Source organism: Bacillus sp. NEB1478 (assembly GCF_031582965.1).
In the GTDB taxonomy this organism is placed as follows: Bacteria; Bacillota; Bacilli; order Bacillales; family Fictibacillaceae; genus Fictibacillus.
Window position 1 is genome coordinate 3463057 of sequence record NZ_CP134049.1, and the last position, 12995, is coordinate 3476051.

A 12995-nucleotide genomic window follows, 5' to 3' on the forward strand; every position below is an offset into this window, starting at 1 on the left:
AGAACGTATGAATTTCTATACCCTTGTTTATCATGTGATGAAAACAATAAGTTTAATCTGGTGATGTTTATGAAGCGTTTTCAACCCGCTAGATAAACTTGTATATACATATTGCAAAATAAGCTTATCTTGTATATACAAATCCGTCAACCTTTTCAATTTATCTGGTCTTTTTTACCTGTCAGTTCATCCCTTTTTCTTTTCATTTTTTCTTTTGTTATAATTTAATAGAGATAATAGTGATAAACGTAAATAAAGGAGATTAAATAATGGCACCTAAAAAAGTACTTACAATTGCAGGCTCAGATACTAGTGGAGGAGCTGGAATACAAGCCGATCTAAAAACCTTCCAAGAACTTGGCGTATATGGGATGAATGCCCTGAACGTAGTTGTTGCTCAAGACCCACATCGTGACTGGTTTCACGAAGTATTTTTACTTCCCATCGACCTTTTCAAAGCACAGCTTGAAACCGTTATTGCCGGAATTGGTGTTGATGCACTGAAAACAGGAATGCTTGCATCCGTTGAAGTGATTGAGACAACCGCTCAAATAATCGAGAAGCATAATCTTCAAAACGTTGTTGTAGATCCGGTAATGGTTTGTAAAGGCGCAGAACCGATTCATCCGGAATTGGCGACAACTTTGCAAAACATTCTTGTACCAAAAGCTACTGTCGTTACTCCAAATCTTTTTGAAGCTGCTCAATTAGCAGGAATGGCTCCTATTACAACAGTAGAACAAATGATGGAAGCTGCTCATAAAATCCAGTCTAATGGCGCTAAATATGTTGTCGTTAAAGGCGGCGGTAAACTGGATCATGAAAATGCAGTAGATGTATTGTATGATGGGAATGAATTTGAAGTATTAGAATCAGATCGCATTGAAACAACTTGGACACATGGGGCTGGCTGTACGTTCTCAGCAGCAATAACAGCCGAACTTGCAAAAGGAAAGCCTGTACGCGAAGCGATTTTGACAGCGAAGGATTTTATTACAGAGGCGATTTCAGCTGGATTCCAGTTAAATCAATACGTTGGACCGACTTGGCATGGAGCATATCGTGAAAAGTTAGAAAAATAATAAGTCACTTGAGGGAGCTGGTCTTAATGGATCAGCTCTCCTCTTTATTTGGGACGAGCATATGTTTCACGCAAATGAAAAATTTGAATTATAATAAGAACAACTTATTTTTATGGGAGAGTGACGGCATGCAGCCAATTCAACCTCAAGATGTTCAATCCGCTTTAGACGAACGTATCGGAAAAGAACAATATTTGCATTTAGAAACAACTAATGGCGCTTATGCCAATCACAATAATGATGCAGTATTAACTGTAAATGCCTATATCCGGAATGGAAAAGTTATTTGCTCATCAGGCAAGATTATGGGCGATGGTCCTTTTCGTGTTGGTTTAAAAATAGACTTAGGCTGGATTTATGCAGAAGGGCTGACGCATTGGGAGATTGATTCAAAAGATCGGCTGCTGATGGCAGGTCATGATGCAGAAGGTCGTTTAGCACTATCACTTCAGCTAAGCTCAACTCCATTCGACGTATAAAGGAGGTTTTTATAGATGAAAGACCATTTACTAGTGATCTTCCCTCACCCAGACGATGAAGCGTTTGGAGTATCCGGGACTATCGCTCAGCATACTAAAAAAGGATTGCCTGTGACATATATTTGTCTGACACTCGGACAAATGGGTAGAAACATGGGAAATCCCCCTTTTGCTACTCGTGAATCTTTGCCGTTAATTCGAGAAAAAGAGTTAGACGATGCATGTAAAGCTATAGGAATAACAGACCTTCGAAAGTTTGGATTGCGAGACAAAACTATCGAATTTGAGGACGAACAACTTCTAGCTGATCGTTTCCTTTCCGTCATTGATGAGGTAAAGCCTGCAAAGATCATCACGTTTTACCCTGGATATAGTGTTCATCCAGATCATGAAGCAACAGCTAGAGCCGTTATTCGGGCAGTCCGCAGCATTCCCGAACTAGATCGTCCCGAGCTATTATGTGTAGCTTTCGCTAAAAATACAGTTGACGATCTTGGAGCACCACATATCATAAACGATGTGTCTGATGTTTTTGAAGAAAAGATGAACTGCATTAAAGCACACAGGTCTCAAACTCAATTATTAGTTAATAATGTTGAAAAGGATCCAAAAATGCTTGAATGGGTTCAAAATGAAAGATTTTATCGATATCCGATATAAATAATTTTTAAGAGAATTCGCTTCCTGCATAAGGTTTCGGATTCTTTTTTTCTAGACAAATGTTGAATTTTCAAAAAAATACATGAAAACGTGTGGTAATCTTCCCCTATTGTGGTATACTAATTGTAACAAATCGTTCACAAATTAGACGCTATATTGTCAAAATTGAAAGCGTCATCATTATTTCAAGGGGTTGATCAGTAATGGATGTTTTTATGGTTTATCTATTTGTAGCGACAGCGACGCCGTTATTCTTATGGAACGATAGCCGCAAGCTTGCACTCTTGCAAACGCCGTTCATCGCCCTATTATGGACGTACGTTGGGCTTTTCATGGCATATGACCATTTGAATATTTTTGTTCATGCGTTCTTTATCACTGTTTTTATCGCTAACGTATTTTTTGCTCATTACGCAGCGTATGTCGTTTGGGGCCGTCCATATTTAGCTAAACGTAAAGTGGAAAAGGCTAAACTTTAAAAATTTAATGATTATCCCCCTCTATACATTTAGCGGGGGATTTGTTTTTTTATGGAAAATACCTTCGAACAAAATTACCCTGAATAACATGCCCTGACACTCTCTCATCCTCTCTCACCCTCCCTGTCATGAATATCACGTTTTTCTTCAGTTTTCTTCACTTTTTGCCCATTTTCTACACTATCTCACCAAACCCTGTTGTCATTCATTCCAGCCTTCGTTATACTCATTACCGTTGTATTTTTGACCGAAAAAAACGATGGAAATTGATTAAAACAGGAGTGATTATTCTTTATATGTCTTTACATGAATCAACGAATAAACGTATTGTTGTGAAAATTGGAAGCAGCTCATTAACAAGCCGGCTTGGAGACATTAGCAGACACAAATTAGAACGTATTGTAGATGAAGTCGTTGCATTAAAAGATGAAGGATATGAAGTGCTGCTCGTATCATCTGGTGCAGTTGCAGCGGGATATAGACGTCTAGGCTGTCTAAACCGCCCTACTTCATTGGCTGAAAAACAAGCGGCAGCTTCAATCGGCCAAGGTTTACTTATGGAAGCCTACTCAGAGCGTTTTATTTCACATGGCTATACAGCATCACAAATACTAATCACAAGAAGTGACTTTTCAGATCGTGACCGTTACCACAATGCACGGAATACAATTAATGTTCTTTTAGATCGTGGAATCATCCCGATTGTGAACGAAAATGATACGGTTACTGTCGAACGTTTGAAATTTGGAGATAACGACACACTTTCCGCTAAAGTAGCGGGATTGGTTGATGCCGATCAGCTCGTTATCCTTTCAGATATAGATGGGTTATATACAGAAGACCCAAGAAAAAACCCTGAAGCTAAACTACTAAGAAAAGTAAGGGAAATTACACCAGAAATCGAAGCATCTGCAGGCGAACCTGGCAGTGCGGTCGGCACAGGCGGCATGCGTTCTAAAATTGATGCTGTCAAAATTGCCATGGCATCTGGCATCTCATCTTTTCTTGGTAACGCAATAACACCTGACATTATCCATCAAGCTGTAAAGGGAAATGCAAGGGGAACGTACTTTGTCCCTGAAAAGAATTCATTTAATCTGGATATGAAGCGTCAATGGATTGCTTTCCATTCCGGTCCTGAAGGTGAAATTACAGTTTCCAACAAAGCAAAAGAAGGCATTGATGAACTTCAAAGCCTCTACCCTACAGGAATCCGCTATGTGAGCGGCCATTTTAAAAAGGGTTCCGTTGTGCGCATTAAAGATTTGGATGGCAATGAAATCGGACTAGGTGTATCAAACTATTCTTCAAAACAGCTCATTAAAATCAAAGGATTCTCAATGGACAAAATGACAGACGAAATCGGACCAGAAGAAGCAATCAACAACCAGGATCTTGTATGCCATACTCGCTTAGCAGCACCGATACTTTAATATCATTAAACAGTTGTTTAAAAATTTTATGGGAGGCGTTGGATGAGTACTTTACAAAGTACAACCAAACAATTAAACGTAAAACAACAAGCAAAGCTTGCACAGAAAGCTTCTAAAAAGCTCGCGTTATTAACTGAAAAAGAAAAAAACGAAGCATTGCTAACAATTGCAGATGAACTCGAAAAGGATTCGGCATATATTTTAGAAGAAAATAAAAAAGACTTATCATCAGGCGATGAAAAAGGATTTTCAGATGCTTTAATGGATCGTCTTCGTTTAACGGAAGAACGTGTGAAAGATTTTGCGAACGGTTTACGTGAAGTTGTAGACTTAAAAGATCCAGTCGGAGAAATTTTATCTGGCTGGACGCTTGATAACGGACTAAAAGTAGAACAAGTACGCGTTCCTTTAGGAGTTATCGGCATGATTTATGAAGCTCGTCCCAATGTAACAGTGGATGCGACAGGTCTTGCTCTAAAATCAGGCAACGCTATTGTGCTGAAAGGCGGATCAAACGCATTGAACTCAAACAAGGCTATAGTTGCTGTGATTCACAAATCTCTTGCGGAAACAAAAATTCCTGCTGAGGCTGTTCAATTTATAGCTTCAACAGACCGTGAAGCTGCCGGCCAGCTATTTACGATGAAAGAACATATCGACGTTCTTATTCCGCGAGGCGGCGGATCACTTATTAAAACGGTTGTTGAGAATGCTACTGTTCCCGTTCTTGAAACAGGTGTCGGTAACTGCCACATTTATGTGGATCAGTTTGCTGATGTTGAAAAAGCTTTAGCAATTCTTGAAAATGCAAAAACAGACCGCCCTGCCGTATGTAATGCAGCCGAAACATTTATTTTCCATGAAGCATGGCTGGAAACAAACAAAGATAAAGTACAAGCGCTATTTGATAAACACGGAATTGTAGTTCACGGTGATGAAAAAGCAGCCGAATTGCTTCCAGACGTTATTCCGGCAAATGAAAAAGATTGGGCAGAAGAGTATTTAAGCCTTGCTGTTGCAGTAAAAGTAGTAGACTCAGTTGAAGAAGCTGCAGCACATATTGATAAATACGGCACGAAACATTCCGAGGCAATCGTAACAGAAGATAGTAAGAACGCACTCTACTTCTTAAATGCTGTTGACGCAGCTGCTGTATACCAAAATGCCTCAACTCGTTTTACAGACGGCTCAGCACTAGGATTTGGAGCTGAGATCGGAATCTCCACTCAGAAATTACATGCTCGCGGTCCAATGGGACTTCCAGCATTGACAACGATTAAATACCGCATGACAGGTGACGGTCAGGTTAGATAAAAACGAATTTTTGATTCTTAGCAGTCCCATTTAGGGGCTGTTTTTTTTTCGGAAGGAAAATTTTATTTAAAGGAGAATAGTAAGGAAAAAGGAGGTATTGAATGTTAGTTAAAGATCGTTCGAAATCGTTAAGAATTCAAAAGATGGAAGTTTTGCAACGCAGATTGGCATACACTCATCCTAAGTTACTAGCCATTGAAGATGAATTAGGAGGCAGACTTTATGGACATTACGGTGAACGCTCGAATGATTATTTTTTAAAACCCTTGATTAGCAAAGGTTACTCCATTATTCATGATCTGAGGCTTGAAGGTTACGAAAGCTTTTTTCAAATTGATACCCTTCTCGTATCCCCTTGATATTTCCTAATCCTCGAAGTAAAAAATATATCGGGTACATTAATTTTTGACCATCTCAATCAAGTGATCCGTCAAAAAGAAGACGGCACTGAAGAAGCTTTCCCTAATCCTATTTTCAAGGTTAAGCGCCAGCAGTCACACCTACTTGAATGGCTTGCCCGCAATCGTGTCCCGCAAATTCCAGTGAAATCCTTAGTAGTTATGAGCAACCCCAAAACCATCATTAAAGCCCCCCCACTTTTAAAGAAGTGAAGGAAAAAATCACTCACAGTCCTTATCTCCAAGAACGAATTAATATCATAGAAAAAATGCACACTGTCGAGAAGTTATCGAGAAAAGAATTATCTAAAGTATCTAAAACAATAGTACGCCAGCACAGTCCAGAAAACCCAGATTTATTAACAAGGTTTCAGATTGAAGAAAACGACATTATCAAAGGTGTCTATTGTACAAAGTGCTTACATTTGCCAGTAATGAGGAAGTATGGAGCATTGTACTGTTCGAAATGCTCATATAAATCTCCAGACCTCCACATCCCTACTTTGGATGATTACACGCTTTTATTCGGAAACTCCATTTCAAACAAGCAAATTTTGCGACTTTCTTCAATTGTCGTCCAGGCATGTGGCCAGAAGATTGTTACTAGATATGGATCTATCGCATATTGGAAAAATAAAAATCGAAAATATATACTACCAACATTGAAGTAATGAAATACGCGCGATTATTTTACGTTTGGCGCTCGTATTTTTCAAATCGAGCGCCACACTAATTAAGAATCCCTCCATACAGACTAAAAAAATCTTAGAATCCAGTCTCTAACCCCTCAAAAACAAAAAAAAACACAAAAAAGCCCCCTGCTCGTAAGCAAGGGGCTTTTAAAAATATCTATTAATGATCCATATCCATTTTATCGTGGTCCATTTTTTCATGATCCATTTTCTCGTGATTCATGTTGTGGTGTTCTTGAGGATCATGTTTCGCATGACCTGCTGACAGTACCCAGACAGAACCTATTACGGTTACGATCGCTACAAAGAATCCGAATAAGACGTTTCCAACCTGAACGCGGCCTGTTATTCCGTTTTTCTGAGAGTTTTCGGTCACGTGCATGAACATGAGTAGCTGCAGGGCAGCCTGCAAGAACGCAAACCCAAAGATAACTACCAAAATTGTCGTAATTGAAAAATCAGTATATAACGCAGCCCATAGTGCAACAAGCGTCAGCACGATGGATAGCACGAAACCAATTAACAGTTTCCAAGGGAATCCGCCGTGATCGACAGCTGCTTGTTTATTAGCCATGATACATCACCATCCCTGTTAGATAGACTGCTGTAAAGATAAAGATCCATACAACATCTAAAAAATGCCAGTAAAGACTTGAGATGAACAATTTAGCAGTAGTGGCTGGTGTAAATTTTCTTCTCCAAACTTGTAATAAGATCATGGAAATCCAAGCGATACCGACTGTTACGTGAAGACCGTGGGTCCCTACAAGAACGAAGAACCCTGACCAAGCCGCACTAGTACCGATTGTTGCACCTTCACCCACAAAATGCACAAATTCTTTAATCTCAAATACAAGGAATCCAAGTCCCATCGCGAGCGTGATAATCATCCAGATCATCAGACCTTTTACATTGTGGCGGCGCATTTCATGAATCGCCAAACCACTCGTGAAACTGCTTGTTAACAGTAAAAATGTTTGAATCAAAAGACTTTTCACTTCAAAAAGCTCGCCAAGCGGCGGACCATCTCCCACACGATGCATCAGTACCATGTATGTTGCAAACAGCGTAGCAAATAGTGCAAGTTCTGCCCCTAGAAAAATCCAGAAACCGAGGATGTTTAAACGTCCAGTCTCTGATTGATACTCTAAAGGCGTGCCGGGGTCATGTGTTTCTGCATGTGCCATTTTTTCACGCCTCCTTAATTAGAAATATTTTCAGTTTCTTTAATTTCCTTTTCACTTACATAATAACCGTCATCATAAGCGAACGAACGATGAATCATTGTGCCGAATACACCGATCAATCCGATGATAGCCATCCAAAACCAGCCGAATACCATTCCGAATCCTGCTACAAAGAAGAAGGATCCCATGATGAACGGAACACCAGAGTTGCTAGGCATATGGATTTTCTTAATATCCTTAGCCTCTAGTTTCTCTACTTCGTTGTTTTGTTTTGCATACCAGAAGTGATCTAGACGATTAACAACCGGTATCTTTGCAAAGTTGTAGAAAGGAGGCATCGCTGAAGGAGTTGCCCATTCTAAAGTACGGCCATTCCAAGCATCGCCTGTTAATTCGCGTGTCGCATAACGGAAGCTGTAGTACATGTTGTATACAAGAACCAAGAATGCAACACCCATCAAGAAACCACCAATTGTAGAAACCATGTTCAATGGCCCCCAGCCAGATGCTTCACTGTATGTGTACACACGTCTAGGCATTCCATCAAAACCAAGAAAGTATTGTGGCAAGAAACATACGTTAAATCCAATTGCGAATAACCAGAATACCCATTTACCAATTCGCTCATTTAACTTGTAGCCAAACATTTTCGGATACCAGTACACAAGACCTGCAAAGCATCCAAATACCGTTCCAGCAATCAACACATGGTGGAAGTGTGCAACTAGGAAATATGTGTTGTGATACTGATAGTCAGCAGCTGCCATAGAAAGCATGACACCCGTAATACCACCCACAACAAAGTTTACGATAAATCCTAGTGCCCAAAGCATCGGGGTAGTAAATTCTATTTTTCCTTTATACATCGTAAAGAGCCAGTTAAATATCTTAACCCCGGTAGGTATTCCGATCGCCATTGTCGTAACGGAGAATACAGAGTTAACAAGTGCTCCTGAGCCCATTGTGAAGAAGTGATGGACCCATACTAAGAAACTGTATCCAGCGATTAGAAGCATGGACCAGACCATAGCTTTATAACCAAACAACGTTTTTTTAGAAAAAGTAGAAATGATTTCTGAAAAAACACCGAACGCCGGTAATATAACGATATATACTTCCGGGTGACCCCATAACCAGAAAAGGTTCGCCCAAAGCATATCCATCCCTGCACCTTGCAGCGTAAAGAAATGACTCCCGAATAAACGGTCAAACGTCATTAATGCTAATGCTACAGTAAGAATAGGGAAAGCGAAAATGATAATAATCGTCGTCATAAGCGCTGACCAAGTAAACATCGGCATGCGGAACAACGTCATACCAGGTGCACGCATTTTAAGAATCGTAACAAGGAAGTTAATCCCGGTTAGCAGCGTACCAATACCTGAAATCTGAAGCCCTAGCAAGTAATAGTTCTGGCCAGGTCCTGGACTTAATGCGTTACTTGCAAGAGGCATGTAACTTGTCCATCCTGCTGAAGGTGATCCACCTATAACAAACGAGATGTTAAACAGCATTGCACCGATAAAAAATGTCCAAAAACTTACTGCGTTTAAGTAAGGAAATGCAACGTCTCGAGCACCAATCTGCAATGGTACAACCACGTTGATCAAACCTATTACGAACGGCATCGCCATAAAGAGAATCATGATCGTTCCGTGTGTTGTGAAAATTTCATTGTAATGCTGTGAATCAAGGAATTTCGAATCCGGTACAGCCAGCTGTGTACGCATTAATAAGGCGTCAACCCCACCGCGGAACAGCATTAGTACAGCTGAAACGATATACATAATCCCTAGTTTTTTATGGTCAACGGTTGTTAGCCATTCTGTCCACAGCCAACCCCATTTTTTAAAATATGTTAAATAGAACAAGATTCCCGCTGCTGTTAATGCGATTGAAACGTCGGCACCGTAAATCAGCGGATCTCCTGTTACAAAAAATTCATCCCATTTCATTATTAATTGCCTCCTCTGCTACTGGGCATGAGATTATTCATGAGACTCTGACTCTTCAAGCTTCTTTTTTTGTTCTTTAGCTTCTCTAGAGTGAGGAACTTTTGGCTCATAGCCTAATCGTTCACGTGTTTTTAAAGCATAATCTTGTATTTCGGCATGGTTAACCCAACCTAAATGAGTTGAAGAAAACGTCATTTGTTTTGTATGGCCCGGAAGCAACAATTTATCATACTGATCTTTCGTTAACTTCGGAGCTTTATTTTTTGTTTCTGTTGCCCATTTATCGAAAGCGCTTTCTGATACGGATTTCACATCAAATGTTTGGTTTGTGAACCCTTCCCCCGTAAAGTTAGAGTTTCTTCCTTCATACGTTCCCTGTTCATCCGCTAGTAGATATAACTTCGTTTCCATACCTGCCATCGCATACTTTTGACCCCCTAATTGAGGGACCCAAAACGATGCCATAGAGTCAGCCGAAGTTAATTTAAATAAAATAGGACGATCTTCTGGGATGTGAATGTAGTTAACTGTTTCAATCCCTTGCTCCGGATAGGTAAAAATCCATTTCCAATCTACAGCTGTCGCGTGAATCACTAAAGGTTCCTTTTTCGAGTCAGCCTTTTCTTTAGCAGCAATCGGAGCCTCTTCTAAAGAATAATTTAATTTTATCGTTGGAATTGCGAGTGCAATTATAATAATAATCGGAATGATCCACCAGATCGTTTCAAGCAAATGACTTCCTTCATTATCTGGATCATAGCCTTTATGATTTTTGTGGTCGCGGTATTTATAAACAATAAAAGTAAACAATGCATATACAACAACTAGAATGAATGCCATGAATCCAATCGAATACATGATCAGTTCTTTCTGTTGTTGACCCACAGGTCCTTTAGGATCTAGAACTACCATATCGCTGCAGCCGCTAAGCATAACTACAGCAAGCATCAACCCGAATGTCAAAAACGGCTTTAACCGTTGCATCACCAGGTCCACCTTCCTTTCTCTATTTAAAACATCTTTTTTAACTAAATGATATCTAGCTTCTATTATGGAGCAGATTTCTAACATTGTGAAGTATATCACAATGTCTTTCGCAGACCAAACAAAAACTAATAACCCTGCCACTATAGTATCAAAACGTCCAAAAAAGTAACCTCAAAAAACAGAAGTGTCACAAGTATTTCAAATAAAGCTCACAACTTTATCACACTTTCGTCAAACAATGTTCACTAATTTGGAAAACCCTTCATCTGTTGGAAAACAGACTCTTCTTAGAATGACTCAGTTTTATAATTTTTACCCTAATTTTTATTGCTTCACACATGAAAGATCTATTAATCGAAACAAAAATGACAAAAAAGACTCAAAATGATGCTCTTCTAGAGCAATTTTGAGTCTTCCTTCATTTTTAGGAATGCTAGGTTGCGGAAATATTCTTTAAAAAACCCGTTGAAATATGAAAAAGAATTTTTTAGTGCGAATAAATTAGAATTCTCCTTTGGGTAAATCCCCAATATCAGCAAGGGAAATAAATTGTATGGGGTCAGTCCCCAACCCTCAACTAACACACCACACAAAGAACGGTCTCACCGACAATCGGTGAGACCGTTCTTATCTATTTGGATTTCATTAAGCACTTACATCCACTTGGTTTCCACTATCATTGTACGCTTCCGAATCTAGCTGTTTATTAATTTTACTAGTCAATATTCCTGTTGTCATTGCACCGCTGACATTCAGCGCCGTACGTCCCATGTCGATCAACGGTTCAACCGAGATCAACAAACCTGCTAATGCTATTGGAAGATCCATCGCTGACAATACAAGTATCGCAGCAAATGTTGCTCCGCCTCCTACCCCCGCTACACCAAAAGAGCTAAGAGCTACAATCAGAACCAGTGTTAATAAGAAGGATGGCGTTAATGGATCAATGCCAACTGTCGGCGCGATCATTACCGCGAGCATGGCAGGATATATTCCCGCGCATCCATTTTGTCCGATTGATAAACCGAATGATCCAGCAAAATTCGCAATTCCATCAGGTACACCCATGCTTTTTTGCGTTTGAATATTTAAAGGAAGCGCCCCTGCACTCGTTCGTGAAGTGAAAGAGAACGAAAGTACCGGAAAAGCTTTTTTCATATATGTTACTGGACTCAAACCTGCCAACATCAACAGCAGCAAGTGGATGGCAAACATAATCAGTAAGGCAACATACGAAGCAACAACGAACTTACCGAGTTTTACTATAGCATCCATATCACTCAGAGCTACCGTTTTTGTCATTAAGGCAAGAATTCCGTATGGCGTTAAGCGAAGAACTAACGTCACAACACGCATAATGACGGAATAGAAAGCATCCACAATTTTTGCAAAAGTCTCAGCATGCTCTTCCTGCTTACTCTTCACACCAAGATAAGCAACACCTATAAAAGCTGCAAAAATGACGACCGCGATTGTTGAAGTAGCTCTGGCACCTGTAAAGTCTAAAAATGGATTTGCTGGCAGCAGTGACAGCACTTGCTGTGGCAAAGTAACGTCTTTCACCTGAGAAAACGTACCTTCTAACTGCTCACCCCGTGCTGTTTCAGCATCACCTTGGTCGATTTGTACCGCTTCAAGTCCGAATCCAGATGCCGTTGCAATTCCCACAACGGCTGCTACTGCAGTAGTACCTACAAGTAATGCGATGATCAGCACGCTTAACTTTCCGACATTTCCTTTCATATTTAAACGAGTGAACGCTGAAAGTATCGAAATAAAGACAAGCGGCATAACGATCATTTTTAGAAAGGTTACGTATCCAGCTCCAACAAGATTAAACCAATCCGTTGATGTCGAAGTTACTTCAGAATCTGCACCATAACCATATTGAAGCACGAGACCAAACAATATACCTAATCCAAGACCTGTGAACACACGTTTTGAAAAAGAAACATGCTTTTTTTGCATATAAAACAATACACTTAAAAGGATAAGCATAATTGCAATATTCAATAAAACCAAAGTAGCATCCACTTGCGAGTCCCTCCCTTATTTCGTGTTAGTACTTCAAATGCCCTTCGCTTTATAGGAATGATCTTGTGAATACGTTTTTCTTTATATTTTTCAACCACCTCCTTTTTGCACAACAAAAGGCAAGCCTTCTGAATTGAAAGAGCATGCCTTTACTGTAATTGTGCTGAGAGTTTTGTGAGCTTATTTACTTGTGTTACAGGTATATTCTTTTGTTTATAAAAATATTCATGTTGTCCCTTTATTTTTGTAGCTAACTTATATTATCAGGTGTTAAAATTTGGATATATAAGGGGGG

At 39.7% G+C, this 12995-nt stretch carries 11 protein-coding genes and 1 pseudogene; 7 read left to right on the forward strand and 5 right to left on the reverse strand.

The window, feature by feature from the left end:
• The first annotated feature begins 269 nt into the window (after positions 1-269).
• The 7 genes and pseudogenes from pdxK (at position 270) to RGB74_RS17640 (ending at position 6058) form a co-directional block, all read left to right on the forward strand.
• Entirely contained in the window at positions 270-1082 is an 813-nt protein-coding gene (pdxK, locus tag RGB74_RS17610) for a pyridoxine/pyridoxal/pyridoxamine kinase (RefSeq protein ID WP_310760566.1), read from the forward strand.
• Between the two features lie 128 nt (positions 1083-1210).
• Entirely contained in the window at positions 1211-1561 is a 351-nt protein-coding gene (locus RGB74_RS17615) for a YojF family protein (protein ID WP_310760567.1), read from the forward strand.
• 15 nt (positions 1562-1576) lie between these two features.
• Positions 1577-2221: a bacillithiol biosynthesis deacetylase BshB2 gene (gene bshB2, locus RGB74_RS17620; RefSeq protein ID WP_310760568.1), complete on the forward strand. Its 645-nt coding sequence runs from the start codon at positions 1577-1579 to the stop codon at positions 2219-2221.
• Between the two features lie 203 nt (positions 2222-2424).
• Positions 2425-2700 (forward strand): spore morphogenesis/germination protein YwcE, encoded by a 276-nt coding sequence (locus RGB74_RS17625; RefSeq protein WP_310760569.1) that lies wholly within the window; start codon positions 2425-2427, stop codon positions 2698-2700.
• A 296-nt stretch (positions 2701-2996) separates the two neighbouring features.
• Positions 2997-4133 (forward strand): glutamate 5-kinase, encoded by a 1137-nt coding sequence (gene proB, locus RGB74_RS17630; protein WP_310760570.1) that lies wholly within the window; start codon positions 2997-2999, stop codon positions 4131-4133.
• A gap of 42 nt (positions 4134-4175) precedes the next feature.
• Complete coding sequence (locus RGB74_RS17635; protein WP_310760571.1) at positions 4176-5447, forward strand: glutamate-5-semialdehyde dehydrogenase; 1272 nt, start codon at positions 4176-4178, stop codon at positions 5445-5447.
• Positions 5448-5590: 143 nt separating this feature from the next.
• Positions 5591-6058: pseudogene (locus tag RGB74_RS17640) on the forward strand (nuclease-related domain-containing protein).
• Positions 6059-6697: 639 nt separating this feature from the next.
• Here RGB74_RS17640 and qoxD read toward each other — a convergent pair.
• The 5 genes from qoxD to RGB74_RS17665 form a co-directional block, all read right to left on the reverse strand.
• The gene (gene qoxD / locus RGB74_RS17645) at positions 6698-7111 is read right to left on the reverse strand and encodes a cytochrome aa3 quinol oxidase subunit IV (protein ID WP_310760572.1); all 414 of its coding nucleotides are present in this window, start codon (positions 7109-7111) and stop codon (positions 6698-6700) included.
• A complete protein-coding gene (qoxC, locus tag RGB74_RS17650) occupies positions 7104-7724 on the reverse strand; it encodes a cytochrome aa3 quinol oxidase subunit III (protein ID WP_310760573.1) in 621 nt (206 codons plus the stop codon). The genes qoxD and qoxC overlap by 8 nt, the downstream gene beginning before the upstream one ends.
• A gap of 14 nt (positions 7725-7738) precedes the next feature.
• Entirely contained in the window at positions 7739-9679 is a 1941-nt protein-coding gene (gene qoxB / locus RGB74_RS17655) for a cytochrome aa3 quinol oxidase subunit I (protein WP_310760574.1), read from the reverse strand.
• 33 nt (positions 9680-9712) lie between these two features.
• Entirely contained in the window at positions 9713-10666 is a 954-nt protein-coding gene (gene qoxA / locus RGB74_RS17660) for a cytochrome aa3 quinol oxidase subunit II (RefSeq protein ID WP_396135991.1), read from the reverse strand.
• 645 nt (positions 10667-11311) lie between these two features.
• The gene (locus RGB74_RS17665; protein ID WP_310762920.1) at positions 11312-12664 is read right to left on the reverse strand and encodes an L-cystine transporter; all 1353 of its coding nucleotides are present in this window, start codon (positions 12662-12664) and stop codon (positions 11312-11314) included.
• Positions 12665-12995 lie beyond the last annotated feature (331 nt).